Origin of the sequence: Streptomyces toyocaensis, from assembly GCF_000725125.1 — a bacterium.
In the GTDB taxonomy this organism is placed as follows: Bacteria; Actinomycetota; Actinomycetes; order Streptomycetales; family Streptomycetaceae; genus Streptomyces; species Streptomyces toyocaensis.
On the sequence record NZ_JFCB01000003.1, the window covers coordinates 184,991 to 202,459 of the forward strand.

At 73.2% G+C, this 17,469-nt stretch carries 15 protein-coding genes; 9 read left to right on the forward strand and 6 right to left on the reverse strand.

The window, feature by feature from the left end:
- Positions 1-79: 79 nt before the first annotated feature.
- Positions 80-2,974, reverse strand: coding sequence for an AfsR/SARP family transcriptional regulator (locus BU52_RS06185; protein WP_037929410.1), 2,895 nt, complete (start codon positions 2,972-2,974; stop codon positions 80-82).
- Positions 2,975-3,080: 106 nt separating this feature from the next.
- Between BU52_RS06185 and BU52_RS35900 the strand changes: the two genes are divergently transcribed.
- Complete coding sequence (locus BU52_RS35900) at positions 3,081-3,245, forward strand: hypothetical protein (RefSeq protein WP_200881159.1); 165 nt, start codon at positions 3,081-3,083, stop codon at positions 3,243-3,245.
- Positions 3,246-3,278: 33 nt separating this feature from the next.
- On the opposite strand, the gene BU52_RS06190 is transcribed toward BU52_RS35900, so the two are convergent.
- The 5 genes from BU52_RS06190 to BU52_RS06210 form a co-directional block, all read right to left on the reverse strand.
- Positions 3,279-4,337, reverse strand: a complete 1,059-nt coding sequence (locus BU52_RS06190) for a 2-oxoacid:ferredoxin oxidoreductase subunit beta (protein WP_037929412.1) — start codon at positions 4,335-4,337, stop codon at positions 3,279-3,281.
- Complete coding sequence (locus BU52_RS06195; RefSeq protein WP_037929414.1) at positions 4,330-6,261, reverse strand: 2-oxoacid:acceptor oxidoreductase subunit alpha; 1,932 nt, start codon at positions 6,259-6,261, stop codon at positions 4,330-4,332. The genes BU52_RS06190 and BU52_RS06195 overlap by 8 nt, the downstream gene beginning before the upstream one ends.
- A 131-nt stretch (positions 6,262-6,392) precedes the next feature.
- Positions 6,393-7,052, reverse strand: a complete 660-nt coding sequence (locus BU52_RS06200; RefSeq protein ID WP_327148558.1) for a response regulator transcription factor — start codon at positions 7,050-7,052, stop codon at positions 6,393-6,395.
- 158 nt (positions 7,053-7,210) lie between these two features.
- On the reverse strand, positions 7,211-8,575 hold the full coding sequence (locus BU52_RS06205) for a sensor histidine kinase (protein ID WP_037929420.1): 1,365 nt from the start codon (positions 8,573-8,575) through the stop codon (positions 7,211-7,213).
- Positions 8,576-8,684: 109 nt separating this feature from the next.
- A complete protein-coding gene (locus BU52_RS06210) occupies positions 8,685-9,944 on the reverse strand; it encodes a sensor histidine kinase (protein ID WP_037929425.1) in 1,260 nt (419 codons plus the stop codon).
- Between the two features lie 239 nt (positions 9,945-10,183).
- On the opposite strand from BU52_RS06210, the gene BU52_RS06215 reads away from it, so the two are divergent.
- From BU52_RS06215 to BU52_RS06250, 8 genes are read left to right on the forward strand one after another with little or no spacing between them, the layout of a single operon-like run.
- Positions 10,184-10,576 (forward strand): NADH-quinone oxidoreductase subunit A, encoded by a 393-nt coding sequence (locus tag BU52_RS06215; protein WP_037929428.1) that lies wholly within the window; start codon positions 10,184-10,186, stop codon positions 10,574-10,576.
- Complete coding sequence (locus BU52_RS06220) at positions 10,567-11,217, forward strand: NADH-quinone oxidoreductase subunit B (protein WP_037929431.1); 651 nt, start codon at positions 10,567-10,569, stop codon at positions 11,215-11,217. Before BU52_RS06215 ends, BU52_RS06220 begins: the two co-directional genes overlap by 10 nt.
- Positions 11,214-12,920, forward strand: a complete 1,707-nt coding sequence (locus tag BU52_RS06225; RefSeq protein ID WP_037929433.1) for an NADH-quinone oxidoreductase subunit C — start codon at positions 11,214-11,216, stop codon at positions 12,918-12,920. The genes BU52_RS06220 and BU52_RS06225 overlap by 4 nt, the downstream gene beginning before the upstream one ends.
- A complete protein-coding gene (locus BU52_RS06230) occupies positions 12,917-13,885 on the forward strand; it encodes a complex I subunit 1/NuoH family protein (RefSeq protein ID WP_037929434.1) in 969 nt (322 codons plus the stop codon). The genes BU52_RS06225 and BU52_RS06230 overlap by 4 nt, the downstream gene beginning before the upstream one ends.
- 2 nt (positions 13,886-13,887) lie before the next feature.
- The gene (locus tag BU52_RS06235; RefSeq protein WP_037929436.1) at positions 13,888-14,439 is read left to right on the forward strand and encodes a NuoI/complex I 23 kDa subunit family protein; all 552 of its coding nucleotides are present in this window, start codon (positions 13,888-13,890) and stop codon (positions 14,437-14,439) included.
- Complete coding sequence (locus BU52_RS06240) at positions 14,436-15,068, forward strand: NADH-quinone oxidoreductase subunit J family protein (RefSeq protein WP_037929439.1); 633 nt, start codon at positions 14,436-14,438, stop codon at positions 15,066-15,068. Before BU52_RS06235 ends, BU52_RS06240 begins: the two co-directional genes overlap by 4 nt.
- Positions 15,068-15,475 (forward strand): NADH-quinone oxidoreductase subunit NuoK, encoded by a 408-nt coding sequence (gene nuoK / locus BU52_RS06245; RefSeq protein WP_037929441.1) that lies wholly within the window; start codon positions 15,068-15,070, stop codon positions 15,473-15,475. Before BU52_RS06240 ends, nuoK begins: the two co-directional genes overlap by 1 nt.
- On the forward strand, positions 15,472-17,469 hold the full coding sequence (locus BU52_RS06250) for an NADH-quinone oxidoreductase subunit 5 family protein (RefSeq protein WP_037929444.1): 1,998 nt from the start codon (positions 15,472-15,474) through the stop codon (positions 17,467-17,469). The genes nuoK and BU52_RS06250 overlap by 4 nt, the downstream gene beginning before the upstream one ends.

Sequence of the window (17,469 nt, forward strand, 5' to 3'; positions counted from 1 at the left end):
AGCCGGACCGGGGGAGTGGGTACGGCGGCCGTGTGCCGCCGTACCCACCCGTGCGGGGTGCCGTCCCGCCGCCACCGGCTCAGCGCAACGAGCGCAGCTTGGCGTCCACCAGCTCGGCCTGGTCGCGCACGTCGAGGCGCCGGTAGGCCGACAGCGAGCGGTGGAAGTAGCGCCGCGCGGTCTGCTTCCGGCCCGTCGCGTGGTGCAACTCGCCCAGCAGACACGCCACCCGGGCCTCCGCACGGCGGTCGCCGAGCCGCTGCTGCACCGCCAGCGCACCCACCAGCAGCGCCGACGCCCGGCCCGCGTCGCCCTGCCGCAGGCACAGCTCCCCGATGCTCTGCTGCACGTACGCCGCGCAGTGCGTGTCGGTCAGCTCGTCGAAGATCCCCAGGGCCCGCTCCAGCTCGGCCCGCGCCCTGTGCGGTGTGCCGCGCAGTTCGTGCAGTACGGCGATGCGGCGCCGGACCTGTGCCTCGCGGTGCCGGTCGCCGACGTCGCGGGACAGGGCGAGCGCGTCGTCGAGCCACGGTGCCGCGGCGTCCGCGTCGCCCCGGTCCAGCCACACCGAGGCGATCGCGTTGTGCGCGATGGCCTCACCGTGCCGGTCGGCCGCCGCCCGGAAGGTGTGCCGTGCCGCGGTGAAGGAGGCCAGCGCCGAGTCCAGGTCGCCGGTCACCCGGTGCACGGAGCCGATGCCGAGCCGGGCGACCGCCTCGCCCGAGCGGTGGCCGAGGGCGGTGAAGACCTCCCGGGAGCGGGTGAACGCGGTGAGCGCGTCGGCGTACCGGTCCTGGTAGAGGTGCAACTGGCCGAGGTTGCGCAGCAGCGCGGCGGACCGGGTGTCGGCGGGTGCGGGCCCCGCCTGGAGGGCCAGCCGGTGGGTGCGCAGCCAGTCGTCGTAGTGGCCCCGCATGTCGAAGAAGCCGGCCAGCTCGACGGCGAGGTCGCCCGCCCGCGCGTGGTCGCCGAGGCGCAGAGCGGACTCCACTGCGGCGACGAGGACCCGTCGTTCGCTCTCGAACCACTCGACCGGCCTGGTGCGTACGGCGCGGGCGACGCCGGCGGCCGGGCCGGGCAGCGGGACGGCTTCCCCCAGCACCCCGAGGAAGCGCGTCGGCATCGCGGCGTTCGCACAGCGGGCCAGCGCGATCAGGGCGTCCACGGTCCGCAGCCCGTGCTCGCGCCGGACGGCGGGGTCGTCCGCCTTGGTGAGTTCACGCGCGTAGATGTGGAGCAGATCGTGCATGCGGTAGCGCTGCAGGCCCAGCGGGTCGGTGCCCACCACCTCGACCAGGTGCTCGTCGAGCAGTGTCTCGAGCACCGGGGCCGGCTCCTCGGCGTCCCCCATCGCGACCGTGACGAGCCAGCCCGGTACCGCCTCGGCGGGCAGCCGGCCGAAGGCGCGGAAGGCGGCGGCGGCGTGTTCGGGCAGATGCCGGTAGCTCAGCTCCGCGCTCGCCCGGACCTCCAGCTCGCCGGCCCGCAACCGGTCCAGCCGGTCACGCTCGTCGTGCAGGAAGTCGGCCAGCGCGGCGACGGTCCAGCCCGGCCGGTTCGCCAGCCGGGCCCCGGCGATCCGCACGGCCAGCGGCAACGACCCGCAGCCGGCGAGCACCCGGTCGGCATGCGCGTCGGCGCCGCGCAGCCGCTCCTCACCGACGATCCGGCCGAGCAGCGTCCGGGCCTCGTCGTGCCGCATCACGCCGAGGGGGCAGTGGTAGGCGGGCAGGGACGGCATGCGCCGGCGCGAGCCGACCAGCACCGCGGACCCGCCGGTGCCCGGCAGCAGCGCGCGGACCTGCGCGCTGGTCGAGGCGTCGTCCAGGACGATCAGGAAGCGCCGCGCGGCCAGTCGGGAACGCAGCAGCGCGGCCCGCTCGCGCGGTTCGGCCGGAATGGCGTGGTCGATGACGCCGAGGCCCCGCAGCATCTCGGCGAGCACGTCGGCCGCCTCACGGGGGCGGCCGCTCATGCCGCCCAGATCGACGAACAGCTGCCCGTCCGGGAACAGGTGCCGCACCCGGTGGGCGACATGGACGATCAGGGTGGACTTCCCCGCCCCCGGCAGGCCCGACACCACGGCGACGACCGGCCGCCGGCCCGCCCCGGACAGCAGCTCCTCCAGGGCGGCGACCTCCACGTCCCGGCCGGTGAAGTCGGGTACGTCCATCGGCAGCTGGCACACCGGTGTGACCGGGGCGGCGCGGCGCCCGGCCACCTGCCCGTTGACCTCCTCACCGGTGGCGCGCAGCGGGGCACCGGGGGCGACGCCCAGTTCGGCGGCGAGGACCCGCTCGGCCTCGGCGTAGGCGACGCGGGCCTCCGTGACGCGTCCGGCACCGTAGAGGGCGCGGACCAGCATCTGCCACAGGTCCTCGCGCAGCGGGTCCTCGGTGAGACGGCTCCTGAGGTCGGCGACGAGCGGCGCGTAGTCGCCCAGTCGCAGCCGCACCTGGAGGCATTCGTCGACGGCGAGGGAGCGCAGCCCCTCGATCCGGGCGACGACCGGATCCCACACGACGCTGGGCGGCAGGTCCTGGAGCACGCCGCCCCGCCACAGCGCGAGCGCCGTGTCGTAGCCGCGCAGGGCGGCGCCGTCGTCGCCCCGGTCGCGGGCCGCGCGGGCACGGTCCAGGAGGTGCTCGAACAGCACCATGTCGTGATCGCCGGGTTCCACGTCCAGGGTGTAGCCCGAGGGCAGGGTGCGCAGCCCGTCGGTGACGATGCCCGCGGCCCGCAGGGCCGCCCGGACCGCGCGCACATACGTGCGGACGTTGGCCACCGCCGAGCGGGGCGCGCCGCCGGGCCACAGGACCTCCGTCAGGACGTCGAGCGAGACGAACGCCCCGGGCTCCAGCAGGAGCGTGGCGAGGACCGCCCGCGGCTTCGGGCCGCCCAGCGGCAGCGGCTCCGCTGCACCCCGGGCCCGTACCCGGAGCGGGCCCAGCACGCTGAATATCGGCTCCCCCATGCGCCTGCCTCCGCAAAGCCCGTGACAGCCCGTGACTGTGGGCCCAGCGTAGCCGTACACACAGTCGCCGAACAGGAGTTCAGCGATCCGGGACGGAGCCGACACCGTGCGGGCCACGTCATGTCGGCCCGCACCGGCCCGGGCGGCGACGGGAGGGGAGGACGCTCCCCGACGTGCCGCGGGAGCAGACGACCTGGCCCTGTGGACGGAGAAGCGCATGACCGACGTCCTCGCGGCCCGGCAGGCGTACGACGAGGCCCGGACGCCGTAGGGCGCCCGGGCCTCAAGCGGATCGCGGCGGCCGTCAGCCGACGACGGTCCAGGTGTCGCCGCCGGCCAGGAGCGCGGCGAGGTCGCCCTTGCCCCTCTGCTCGATCGCGGTGTCGAGCTGGTCGGCCATGAGGGTGTCGTAGACGGGCCGCCCGACGGAGCGGAAGACACCGATGGGCGTGTGGTGCAGGGTGTCGGGGTCCGCGAGCCGGGACAGCGCGAACGCGGTGGTCGGGGACGCGGCGTGCGCGTCGTGCACCAGGATCCCGGCCTCGTTCTCCGGGGTCACCGCGACCACCTTCAGATCACCGGTCCGCGGGTCGCGGACGACACCCTTGGAGCGGTCGGCGCCGAAGCGGATCGGCTCGCCGTGCTCCAGGCGGATCACCGCGTCCTCCGCCTGCTGCCGGTCCTTGAGGACCTCGAAGGCTCCGTCGTTGAAGATGTTGCAGTTCTGGTAGATCTCCACCAGCGCCGTGCCCGGATGGTCGGCGGCCTGGCGCAGCACCTCGGTGAGGTGCCTCCGGTCCGAGTCGACCGTGCGGGCCACGAAGGAGGCCTCCGCGCCGATGGCCAGGGACACCGGGTTGAAGGGGGCGTCGAGCGAGCCCATCGGCGTCGACTTGGTGATCTTCCCGACCTCGGAGGTGGGGGAGTACTGGCCCTTGGTCAGGCCGTAGATCCGGTTGTTGAACAGCAGGATCTTCAGGTTGACGTTGCGGCGCAGGGCGTGGATGAGGTGGTTGCCGCCGATGGACAGGGCGTCGCCGTCACCCGTCACCACCCACACCGACAGGTCCCGGCGGGAGGCCGCGAGGCCGGTGGCGATCGCGGGGGCGCGGCCGTGGATGGAGTGCATCCCGTAGGTGTTCATGTAGTACGGGAAACGGGAGGAGCAGCCGATGCCGGAGACGAAGACGATGTTCTCCTTCGCCAGGCCGAGCTGGGGCATGAAGCCCTGCACGGCGGCGAGGACGGCGTAGTCACCGCAGCCGGGGCACCAGCGCACTTCCTGGTCGGACTTGAAGTCCTTCATGGACTGCTTGCCCTCGGCCTTGGGGACGAGCTGCAGCAGCGCGTCGGTGTCAGTCATCGATGGCCTCCTTCAGCGCCGTGGCGAGCTGCTCCGCCTTGAACGGCATGCCGTTGACCTGGTTGTACGACTGCGCGTCCACCAGGTACTTCGCCCGGACGAGTGTGGCGAGCTGACCGAGGTTCATCTCGGGGACCACCACCTTGTCGTACTTCTCGAGCACCGCCCCGAGATTGCGCGGGAAGGGGTTCAGGTGCCGCAGGTGGGCCTGCGCGACCCGCTCCCCGGCGTTCCGCAGCCTCCGCACGGCCGCCGTGATCGGCCCGTACGTCGAGCCCCAGCCCAGCACCAGCAGGCCGGCGGTCCCGTCCGGGTCGTCGACGTCGAGGTCGGGTACGTCGATGCCGTCGACCTTGGCCTGCCGGGTGCGCACCATGAAGTCGTGGTTGGCGGGGTCGTACGAGATGTTGCCCGTGCCGTCCTGCTTCTCGATGCCGCCGATGCGGTGCTCCAGACCCGGCGTACCGGGGATCGCCCACGGGCGGGCCAGGGTCTGCGGGTCGCGCTTGTAGGGCCAGAACACCTCGGTGCCGTCGTCCAGCGCGTGATTGGGTCCCTGCGCGAACCGCACCCTCAGATCGGGCAGCTCCTCCAGGTCCGGGATCCGCCACGGCTCGCTGCCGTTGGCGAGGTAGCCGTCGGACAGGAGGAAGACGGGGGTGCGGTAGGCCAGCGCGATCCTGGCCGCCTCCAGGGCCGCGTCGAAGCAGTCGGCCGGGGTGCGCGGGGCGACCACGGGTACCGGGGCCTCGCCGTTGCGCCCGTACATCGCCTGCAGCAGGTCCGCCTGCTCCGTCTTGGTCGGCAGACCCGTGGACGGACCGCCGCGCTGGATGTCCACGATCAGCAGCGGCAGCTCCAGGGACACCGCGAGACCGATCGTCTCCGACTTCAGCGCCACCCCCGGACCCGAGGTCGTCGTCACCGCGAGCGAGCCGCCGAAGGCCGCCCCGAGCGCGGCACCGATGCCCGCGATCTCGTCCTCGGCCTGGAAGGTGCGCACGCCGAAGTTCTTGTGCCGGCTCAGCTCGTGCAGGATGTCCGAGGCCGGAGTGATCGGGTACGAACCCAGGAACAGCGGGAGGTCCGCCTGCCGGGAGGCGGCGACCAGCCCGTAGGACAGGGCCAGGTTCCCGGAGATGTTGCGGTAGACACCCGGCGGGAACGCCGTCGCCGCCGGCGCGACCTCGTAGGAGACCGCGAAGTCCTCCGTCGTCTCACCGAAGTTCCAGCCCGCCCGGAAGGCCGCGATGTTCGCCTCCGCGATGTCGGGCTTCTTGGCGAACTTCGACCGCAGGAACTTCTCCGTGCCCTCGGTGGGCCGGTGGTACATCCAGCTCAGCAGCCCGAGCGCGAACATGTTCTTGCTGCGCTCGGCCTCCTTGCGGCTGAGGTCGAAGTCCTTGAGCGCCTCGACCGTCAGCGTGGTCAGCGGCACCGGGTGCAGGTGGTAGCCGTCCAGCGAGCCGTCCTCCAGGGGGCTGCTGTCGTAGCCGACCTTCTGCATCGCCCGCCTGGTGAACTCGTCGGTGTTGACGATGATCTCCGCGCCGCGCGGCAGGTCGCCGATGTTGGCCTTCAGCGCGGCCGGGTTCATCGCCACCAGCACGTTCGGCGCGTCGCCGGGGGTGAGGATGTCGTGGTCGGCGAAGTGGAGCTGGAAGGACGAGACACCGGGCAGGGTTCCGGCGGGGGCGCGGATCTCGGCCGGGAAGTTCGGCAGCGTGGAGAGGTCGTTGCCGAAGGACGCGGTCTCCGAGGTGAAACGGTCCCCGGTGAGCTGCATCCCGTCACCCGAGTCCCCCGCGAACCGGATGATCACCCGGTCGAGCCGGCGGACGTCCTTCGTGCCCGCCGCTGTGCGCTGCTCTCCCACGACTGCTCCGTCGGCATGCTCCGCTGTGCTGCTGACCTGGCTGGTCACTGAACTGGACCTCCTCGAGGGCGGCTGTCCGGGACGGCCCTCCCGCGGGCCTTCCCCGGATCAACCCTACGTCCGTAAGGGTCGCCTTCCTTGGGTCATTCGCATGTTGGACACGACTTCGAGAGGTCCCACTAGGAGTTCAGGTAGGTCAGAACCGCCAGGACCCGCCGGTGATCGCCGTCGCTCGGGGAGAGCCCCAGCTTCAGGAAGATGTTGCTGACGTGCTTCTCCACGGCGCCGTCGCTGACCACCAGCTGCCTGGCGATCGCCGAGTTCGTCCGCCCCTCGGCCATCAGCCCCAGGACCTCCCGCTCCCGCGGGGTGAGCCCCGCGAGCACGTCCTGCTTGCGGCTGCGCCCCAGCAGCTGCGCGACGACCTCCGGGTCCAGCGCGGTCCCGCCCTCGGCCACCCGCACCACCGCGTCCACGAACTCGCGCACCTCGGCCACCCGGTCCTTCAGCAGATAGCCGACGCCCCGGCTGGAACCGGCGAGCAGCTCCGTGGCGTAGCGCTCCTCCACGTACTGCGACAGCACCAGCACCCCGACCCCCGGATGCGCCTTGCGCAGCTGTACCGCCGCCCGCACGCCCTCGTCCGTGTGTGTCGGCGGCATCCGGACGTCCGCCACCACGACGTCCGGGAGCTGGTTCTGCCCGTCCAGCTCGGTGACGGTCTTGATCAGTGCCTCTCCGTCGCCGACACCGGCCACGACCTCGTGCCCCCGGTCGGTCAGCAGCCGGGTCAGGCCCTCCCGCAGCAGCACCGAATCCTCGGCGATGACCACCCGCACCCTGTCCTCCACGTTCTCCGGCCCCCCACGCCCCTGTTCCGGGCCCGCCCTCCTGGCGGACCCGGTCGTCAACAGGTCCAGCATTCCAGCATTCGCCGGAGGACGGGCCGGGGTGACGGGATCAGGGGTGTCGCGGGTCTCCCGGTCTCAGCACGTGGTCATCGGGCGCGCTCCGCGCGCCACGGCAGTTCGGCGGTCACCCGGGTCGGGCCGCCGGCCGGTGAGTCCACCACCAGGATCCCGTCCACCGCGTCCAGCCGCTCCGCCAGCCCCGCCAGCCCGGAGCCCCGGGAGATGTCGGCGCCGCCCACTCCGTTGTCCTCGACCTGGAGCATCAGCCGGTTCTCCGACCGCCACACCTCCACGGCCGCCCGGGTCGCCCGCGCGTGCTTGCTGACGTTCTGCAGCAGCTCCGAGGCCGTGAAGTAGGCGATGCCCTCGATGGCCGGCGCGGGCCGCTCCGTCAGGTCCACCTCCACCTGCACCGGGACCGTGCACCGCGAGGCGACCGAGGACAGCGCCGCGTCCAGTCCCCGGTCGGTCAGGACCGCCGGATGGATGCCGCGCGCCAGGTCCCGCAGCTCCTGCAGCGCCGTCTTGACCTCGCCGTGTGCCTCGCCCACCATCCGCGCCGCGACCTGCGGGTCCTCCCGCAGCTTCTCCTTCGCCAGCCCCAGGTCCATGGCCAGCGCGACCAGCCGGGCCTGCGCCCCGTCGTGCAGGTCGCGCTCGATGCGCCGCAGGTCCGCCGCCGCCGTGTCCACCACGACCCCGCGGTCCGACTCCAGCTCCACCACCCGCGTGGCCAGCCGGGACGGTCCGAGCAGCCCGTGCACCATCAGCCGGTTCACCATCGTCAGCGCCCGTACGATCCATGGCGTGGCCAGCGTGAACAGCAGACCCACCCCCGCGGTCACCGAGATCTCGAAGGGGTTGTCCAGATAGATCCGGCGCTGCTCGTCGCCGTACAGCTGTATGCCGTCCTGCCCGGCGTACGCCGGGAAGACCCAGAAGTACAGCGGATACGTCAGCAGCGACCAGCCCAGCGTCCACAGGGTCACGGTGACGGCGAAGGAGAGCACCGCCCACGGCAGCTGGATCACCGCGTACAGCAGCGACCGCCAGGACGCGCCGCTCTTCAGCACGGCGCCGACCCACCCCATGAGCCCGTGCCGCTTCGCCCGCAACGGCTCCGGCTCGCCCACCTCCAGGCCCAGCAGCCCCCGTGCCCGCGCCCGCTCCACCGACCCGAGGCCCCGGCAGCCGGCGAGCGCCGCCGCCAGCACCGGGACGCCGAGGAACGTCACCAGCAGGCCCGCCCCCAACGACACCATGGTGACCGCGTACGTGAAGAGCAGGATGCTGATCGGCAGGCTCAGCAGCACGTACCCCAGCTCGCGCCAGGTGCGTCCCTCGACCGGCGCCCGCAGGGCGGCCGGCAGCCGGTGCCGCCGTCCCTCGGCGTTCCCGGGATGCCCGGGCCCCGCGTGGAGCCCGTAGCCCTGTCCGTACTCCGTGGCCATCGGCGTCGTCCTTCTTCTCGTCCGGAGCTGTGCTGTCCTGTGTCCAGACTGCTCCGCCGCAGGTCGGCGGACCATGGAGGCCGTCGCAGTCCTGGGCGGGGGGTTTTCCCTACCTCCGGCCGCGGGCGGACGCCTCCTTGGCCGTCCGCGCGTCCGGGGCCAGGGCACCGGAGCGGTCCCGCCACGGCAGCTCCGCCGTCACCGTCGTCGGACCGCCCTCCGGCGAGTCCACGACGAACAGGCCGTCCACCGCGCCCAGCCGGTCGGCCAGCCCCCGCATGCCCGTCCCGCCCTCCAGGCTCGCGCCGCCGCGCCCGTCGTCCCGGACCTGGAGGAACAGCCGGCCCTCCGACCGCCAGGCCTCGACCGCGGCCGACCGGGCCCCGCTGTGCTTGCTGACGTTCTGCAGCAGCTCCGAGACGGTGAAGTAGGCGATGCCCTCGATGGCGGCGGCCGGACGTTCGTCCAGGTCGACGGTCACCGTCACCGGCACCGTGCAGCGCGAGGCGACCGAGGACAGCGCGGCGTCCAGGCCCCGGTCGGTGAGCACCGCGGGATGGATGCCGCGCGCCAGGTCCCGCAGCTCCTGCAGGGCCAGCTTCACCTCGCCGTGCGCCTCCTCCACCATGGACGCCGCGGCGTCGGGGTCCTCCAGCAGCTTCTCCTTGGCCAGGCCCAGCCCCATCGCCAGATTGACCAGCCGGGCCTGCGCCCCGTCGTGCAGGTCGCGCTCGATGCGCCGCAGGTCCGCCGCCGCCGTGTCGACCACCACACCCCGGTCGGACTCCAGCTCGGCGATGCGCCGCTCCAGTTCGTCGGAGGGAGACAGCAGGCCGCGCACCATCGCCCGGTCCGCGTTGGTCAGCGCCCGCACGACGAACGGCAGCACCGGCCACAGCACGAACAGGCCGGTCAGCGTGACGACGAAGGTGAGGATCCCCCACGGCAGCCGGATCAGCTCGTACAGGACCGTGCGCCAGCCCACCGGATCCTTCAGCGCCATCCACAGCTGCGGCCAGAACCCGCCGGGCCCGCGCAGGGGCAGCCGGCTCGGCTCCTCCACCCGCACCCCGAGCAGCTTCCTGGCCCGCGCCCGCTCCAGCCGGCCCAGCAGCCGCGAGCCCATCAGTCCGACGGCGAGCAGGGGGAACCCGATCACCGTGACGGTCAGTCCGAGCCCGGTGGACAGCATGGTCACCGTGTAGACGAAGCCGACCAGCGACACCGGGAGGTTCACCAGGAGATGCGCGATCTCCTTCCAGGTGTGCGCGTCGTAGGCGAAACGGGCCGGCGGCGGGCGGTCGCCGTGCCCTGCCGGTTCCGGCAGGGCCGTCACGGGCGTGCCCGGGGGCGCGAAGCGTTCGGTCATGGGGCACAGCCTGCCCGGAGCCGGGGGCCGGCGCCATGGAGCGGACCGCCAGGGCGCACTGAGGAAAACCCCACCCTCGCGTGCGGAGCGGTGGCGGGCTGCTTACTGTGCCTTTATCAGGGCCTAGACTCCCGTGCGTACAGATCGTCGAACCAGGGCGTTCGGCGTTCACCGGCACGGATCGAGGGCACGGGACAGGCATGGGCCCGGGCGCCGATCCGAGGGAGTGAGGGGCGGACGTGCGGGAATCGACCGTCGTCGCGGCGGACTACTTCCAGTCCTACTCGGTCGTCGGACTGCTCGCCGTGGTCGGCCTGCTCTTCGTCGCCGTCGCCTTCGGGGCGGGGCGCCTGCTGCGGCCGGTGGTCCCCACGCCCGAGAAACTCATGACGTACGAGTGCGGAGTCGACCCCGTCGGGGAGGGCTGGGCCCACACCCAGGTCCGCTACTACGTCTACGCCTTCCTCTACGTGATCTTCGCCGTCGACTCGATCTTCCTCTTCCCCTGGGCCACGGTTTTCGCCGCCGACGGCTACGGTGCGACGACCCTCGTGGAGATGTTCATCTTCCTCGGCTTCCTCGCCGTGGGCCTGCTGTACGCATACAAGAAGGGCGTCCTGACATGGACGTGACCCCGTCCGCCCCCGAGCCGGTCCTGCTTCCGGAACCGAAGCGGCTCGGCGCGCTCGCCCGGCTGGCGCCCGAGCCGATGAAGGTGGTCCTCAACTGGGGTCGCCGCTACTCGCTCTGGGTCTTCAACTTCGGCCTCGCCTGCTGCGCGATCGAGTTCATCGCCGCGTCGATGGCCCGGCACGACTTCATCCGGCTCGGCGTCATCCCGTTCGCCCCGGGCCCGCGCCAGGCCGACCTCATGGTGGTGTCGGGCACGGTCACGGACAAGATGGCCCCCGCGGTGAAGCGCCTGTACGAGCAGATGCCCGAGCCGAAGTACGTCATCTCCTTCGGCGCGTGCAGCAACTGCGGAGGCCCCTACTGGGACTCCTACTCCGTGACCAAGGGCGTGGACCAGATCATCCCGGTCGACGTCTACGTCCCCGGCTGCCCGCCCCGGCCCGAGGCGCTGCTCCAGGGGATCCTGAAGCTCCAGGAGAAGATCGCGCGGGAGTCGCTGGGCGAGCGGTACGGCTCCGGGGCGCCCGGTTCCGCTTCCGCCGCGGGGCGCCCCTCGGCGGCGGCGCTGCGGAGCGGGCTGGTCGAACCGCCCGCGCCGTCCGGTGAGACCGGTGAGACCGGTGACAAGGGGGAACGATGACCGCGGTCGGCTGGCTCCCCGCCGGCGCCGGGGAACTGTTCGGTACCGAGGCCACGGCGGAGGAGTCGTACGGCGTCCTGACGGTCGACGTACCGTCCGCCTCCTGGACCGACGCCCTCCGGGCCGCGCGTGACCGCCTCGGCTGCACCTTCTTCGACTGGCTGAGCGCGGTCGACGAGCCCGGCACCGGGTTCCGCGTCACGGCGCACGTCGCCGCCCTGGCTCCGGTGCGGCGTCTGCTGCTGCGCACCACGGTGCCGCACGAGGCCCCGACGCTGCCGTCCGCCGTGGACGTCTACGCGGGCGCCGCCTGGCACGAACGCGAGACGCACGAGATGTTCGGCGTCGACTTCACGGGCCACCCCGCCCTGGACCACCTGCTGCTGCCGGACACCTTCGAGGGCCACCCCCTGCGCAAGGACTTCGTCCTCGCGGCCCGGGTCGCCAAGGCCTGGCCCGGCGCGAAGGAACCCGGGGAATCCGAACACGGCGGCCCCAAGCGCCGCCAGATGCTTCCCCCCGGCGTCCCCGACCCGAACGACTGGGGCCCCCTGAAGGGCCAGCTCCCCCCGGCCCCGGCCCGCCCGGCCCGGGGCGCGGGCCGCCCGGCGGCAGCCGCGGCCCGCACCCCCGGCGACCGCCCGCCCCGCCGCACACGCACGGCGGCTGAGGGCTCGGCGAGCCAGGCGGCGGGCCCGGAGGCCCAGGACGTGCCTGCGACACCGGCGCGCCGTACCCGTACGGCGGCTGAGGGCTCGGCGAGCCAGGCGGCCGCCACCGAGTCCTCCGCCCAGCCCTCGGCCTCGCCTCGCCGCACCCGTACGGCGGCTGAGGGCTCGGCCGGCCAGGCGGCCGGCCCGGGGGCTCCGGCGCGACGGGCGCGCAGTGCGAGTGAGGGATCGGCGTCGCAGCGTCCGGATACGCCCGCCGTCGGCGGCTCTCGCCGGGCGCGCACCGCGTCCGAGGGGTCGGCGAGTCAGCGTGCCGCGGGCGAAGCGGCGGCAGCGGGTGAGGAAGCCGCCGCCTCCGAGGGCCGGCCCGACCACAGGCCCCCCGTCGCCGCGCGCAGCCCCGACGCCCCCTGGCACCACGCCCGCCCGGCCTTCACCGAACCGGAACCGGAACGCCCCGCGCAGCCCAGCACCGAGCCCGGCACCGGAACCGGCCCCGAACCGCGGCCCGGCGCCGAGGCGCAGCCCGGCCCGCCCACCGAGCCCGAGCCCAGGACAGGCCCCGAACCCGAACCCGAAGCCGGGCCGCCCACCGAGTCCGGGCCCGAGCCAGGGCCGTCCACCGAGTCCGGGCCCGATGCCGAGTCCGAGCCCAGGACGGGCCCCGAACCCGAACCCGAAGCCGGGCCGCCCACCGAGTCCGGGCCCGAGCCAGGGCCGTCCACCGAGTCCGGGCCCGATGCCGAGCCCGGGCCCGGTCCGCTAGGCGAGCCCGGGTCCGGCGCCCAGCCGGAGTCCGGGCCGCCCGCCCAGCCCGAGCCCGGCTCCGCGTCCGGATCCGAGGCCGTGCCAGGGCCGCCCAGCGAACCCCAGGCCGGACCCGGCTCCGGTCCGGACCGCGCTTCCGTTGCCGAACCGGAGCCCGGGGCCGACCGCGGACCCCGAGCCGCCGACGACACCCGCCCGGGAACCGGCCGCAGCGACGACCCCGAGACCACCACCCCCGAAGACCCGTCAGGAGGCCAGCGGTGAACGACGCGCTCGACGTCGCCCTGCGACTCCTGGTCGTGTTCGTCGTCTTCCTCACCTTCCCCCTGATCGTGGGTCAGACCGAGCACAAGGTGATGGCCCACATGCAGGGCCGCCTCGGCCCGATGTACGCCGGCGGCTTCCACGGCTGGGCCCAGCTCATCGCCGACGGCGTGAAGTTCGCGCAGAAGGAGGACGTGGTCCCGGCCGGCGCGGACCGCCGCATCTTCCAGCTCGCCCCCGCCGTCGCCCTCCTGCCGTACCTCCTCGTCCTGCTCGCCATCCCGATCGGCCCCGGCGAGGGCGCGGTCGGCCAGGTGCTGGACGCCGGTGTGTTCTTCGTGCTCGCCGTCATGGGCGTCGGCGTCCTCGGCTCGCTCATGGCGGGCTGGGCCTCCGCCAACAAGTTCTCCCTCCTCGGCGGCCTGCGCACCGCGGCACAGCTCCTCGCGTACGAACTCCCGATGCTGCTCACCGCCGCCTCCGTGGCGATGGCCGCCGGCACGGTCTCCCTCGTCGGCATCCTCGACGCCTTCGAGTGGTGGTGGCTGCCCTGGCAGATCACCGGCGCGCTCGTCTTCTTCGTCGCCGGCCTCGCCGAACTCCAGCGGCCTCCCTTCGACATGCCCGTCGCCGACTCCGAGATCATCTTCGGCGCGTACACCGAGTACACCGGCCTGCGCTTCGCCCTCTTCCTCCTCGCCGAGTACGCGGGGATCGTCGTCCTGTGCGGACTGACCACCGTCCTGTTCCTGGGCGGCTGGCACGGCCCCTGGGGCGCAGACGGGCTCGGCTGGGTCTGGACCCTGCTCAAGACCGCGGTTCTCGCGTTCGTCGTCATCTGGCTGCGCGTCACCTACCCCCGGCTGCGCGAGGACCAGCTCCAGAAGCTCTCCTGGACCCTCCTCGTCCCCCTGTCCCTCGCTCAGATCGCCCTCACCGGCATCGTCAAGGTGGTGATCCGGTAACCATGGCTCCCCTCCCCGGCTCCGGCCTGGCCAAAGGCCTGGCCGTCACCCTCCGCACGATGACGAGGAAGTCCGTCACCGCGCAGTACCCGGACACCCAGCCCGACCTCCCGCCCCGCACCCGCGGGGTGATCGGCCTGTTCGAGGAGAACTGCACGGTCTGCATGCTGTGCGCCCGCGAGTGCCCGGACTGGTGCATCTACATCGACTCCCACAAGGAGACCGTCCCGGCGGCGACCCCCGGCGGCCGCGAACGCAGCCGTAACGTCCTCGACCGCTTCGCCATCGACTTCTCCCTGTGCATGTACTGCGGCATCTGCATCGAGGTCTGCCCCTTCGACGCCCTGTTCTGGTCCCCGGAGTTCGAGTACGCCGAGACCGACATCCGCGACCTCACCCACGAACGCGACAAGCTCCGCGAGTGGATGTGGACCGTTCCCGCCCCGCCCGCCCTCGACCCCGGCGCCGAGGAGCCGAAGGAACTCGCCGCCGCCCGCAAGACCGCCGACAAGCTCGCCGCCGCCCGGGCCGAACCGCAGGAGGAGGAGTCGTGACCCTCGCCGCCGTGGCAACGGCCGCGCACGCCACGACCACCACCGCCGCCGGGACGCACGGCTTCCTCTCCCCGACCGGGGTGGAGATCGCCTTCCTCCTCGTCGGCCTGGTCACCCTCGGGGCCGCCGTCATCACCGTCACCACCCGGCAGCTGGTGCACGCAGCCCTGTGGCTGGTGGTGGCCCTCGGTGGCCTCGCCGTCGAATACCTGCTGCTCACCGCGGAGTTCATCGCCTGGGTGCAGGTCCTCATCTACGTCGGTTCCGTCGTCGTCCTCCTCCTGTTCGGGCTGATGCTGACCCGGGCCCCCATCGGCCGCTCACCGGACGCCGACTCCGGCAACCGGTGGGTCGCCCTCGCCGTGTCCGTCGCCGCCGCGGCCGCCCTGGTGTGGGTGGTCGTGGACGCCTTCCGGACCACCTGGATCGACCTGGACGGCGCCCCCGCCGGCTCCACCGAGGTGACCGGCGCGAGCCTCTTCCAGCACTGGGTCCTCCCCTTCGAGGCCCTCTCCGTCCTCCTCCTCGCCGCCCTCGTCGGCGCGATCGTCCTGTCCCGCAAGGCGAAGGCCGACGCCGCGGCGACCCCCACCACGGGCACCCGGCGCGACACGGAAGGGGCCCGCTGATGCACCTCGCCTATCCCGCCGTGCTCTCCGCCCTCCTCTTCTGTACGGGCCTGTACGGCGTCCTCGCCCGCCGCAACGCGATCCTGGTCCTGATGTCCGTCGAGCTGATGCTCAACGCCGTCAACCTGAACCTGGTCGCCTTCGACGTGTGGCTCAGCCGGGCCGCCGAGGAAACCCTGCACTCCGGCCAGGCCCTGGCGCTGTTCACCATCGCCATCGCCGCCGCCGAGATCGGCATCGGCCTGGCGATCGTCCTCGCCGTGTACCGCAACCGCGGCACCTCGGACATCGACAAGCTCCGCGACACCGCCGAGGGCCCCGGAGGCGACGGCCCCGACGGCGACGTACCCGGCGGCGACGCCTCCGCGACCCGGACGGCCGCCGAGAAGGCTGAGGCCACCGCGTGACCACGACCACCCTCGCCGTCCTCGTCCCCCTCCTTCCGTTCCTCGGCGCGATCGCCGGGCTGCTCCTGGGCCGCACCGCCCCCGGATTCGTCCGCCCGCTCGCCGTCCTGCCCACGCTGGTATCACTCGGCCTCGCCGCCGTGGTCGCCGCGCGCCAGGGCGGCGACGGGGCCGTCGACGCCGCCACCGAGCTCACTCCCACCGGCTCGGTCCCCGTCGAACTCGCCCTGCACATCGACGGCTTCGCCGCGCTGACCGCCGTCCTGGTCACCCTCGTCGCCGGCTGTGTGCAGATCTACTCGACGGGCTACCTGCGCGACGACCCGCGCTACCCCTCCTACGCCGCCCTCGTCTCCCTGTTCACCTCCGCGATGCTCCTGGTCGTCTACTCCGGCGACCTGATGGTCCTGCTGGTCGGCTGGGAAGTCATGGGCATCTGCTCCTACTTCCTCGTCGGCCACTACTGGGAGACCCCCGAGGCGCGCGCCGCCTCCCTCAAGGCCTTCCTGGTCACCAAGCTCGGCGACGTCCCCTTCCTCATCGGCCTGTTCGCCCTGGCCACCGAAGCCGGGTCCTTCCGCGTCACCCGGATCCTCGGCGCCGTCGCGAACGGCGGCATCGAACACCCCACGCTGATCGCCCTGCTGCTCCTGGCGGGCGTGGCCGGCAAGTCGGCGCAGTTCCCGCTGCACACCTGGCTCCCCGACGCGATGGCGGGCCCGACCCCCGTCTCGGCGCTGATCCACGCCGCGACCATGGTCGCCGCCGGTGTCTACTTCGTCGCACGTCTCCTCCCGCTCTTCGAGGCCTCGCAGGCCGCGATGGTCGTCCTCGCCGTCATGGCCGCCGTCACCATGGCCGGCTCCGCGCTCGCCGCCCTCGCCCAGGACGACATCAAACGCGTCCTCGCCTACTCGACGATCGGCCAGCTCGGCTACATGACCGGCGCCCTCGCCGTCGCCGACCGCGGCGCCGCCGTCTTCCACCTCCTGTCCCACGGCGCCTTCAAGGCCCTGCTGTTCCTCGCGGCCGGCGTGATCATCCACGCCGCCGGCACCAACTCGCTGGCCGCCATGTCCCGCATGGGCCACCTGCGCGACCGCGTCCCCGACGCCTACTGGACGATGACCGTGGCGCTCCTCGCGCTCGCCGCGATCCCGCCGTTCAGCGGCTTCTTCTCCAAGGAGGCCGTCCTCGGGGTCGCCGAGCACGTCGTCACCGGCCACACCGAGCACGCACCCGCCGCGGCGGGCTGGATCGTCCTCCTCGCCGGCCTCGTCACCGCCCTGCTGACCGCCGCGTACGCGATGCGCCTGTGGCTGCTGGCCTTCCGCGGGTACGGCGCCGAGGCACCCGACCACGGCAGGCAGCCGCTGACGATGACCGTGGTGCTGTGGGTGCTCGCCGTCCCGTCCCTCGCGCTCGGCGGTCTCGCCTTCCGCGTGCTGCCCGACTGGTTCGACGGCCACGACCTGACCCCGACACTCACCACCTCCGTGCTCGGCACGGGCGTGGCCCTGGTCGGCGGCATCGTCACCTACGCCACCTGGCGGCACACCACCGCGCACGCGGTGTCCCGCGTCCCCCTCGGGGCCGTCGCCGCCCACCCCGAGGGCGACGCCGGTCTGGTCGAGGCGGAGGCCATCGCCAGCCACCAGGCGGCCTACGGGGACATCGCGTCCGCGACGGACCCGTCGGACCCCGGCCGGCTGCTGCTCGGCCCGCTGCACCGGCACGCGGCCGCCGGCTTCCACCTGGACGCCGTGTACACCGCCCTCTTCGTCCGCCCCGTCCGGGCGGGCGCGAGCCTCGTGCGGTTCCTCGACCGCGAGGTCGTGGAGACCTACGTACGCGGCGCGGGCGCGCTGCCCCGCTGGCTCGGTGCCGCCGTGCGACGGGCCCAGACCGGCAATCTGCAGACCTATGTGAGCGCGCTGCTCGCCGGCACCGTCGTCCTCGCGGTCGCCGTCGTCCTCGTCGCCACGGGAGCGTGA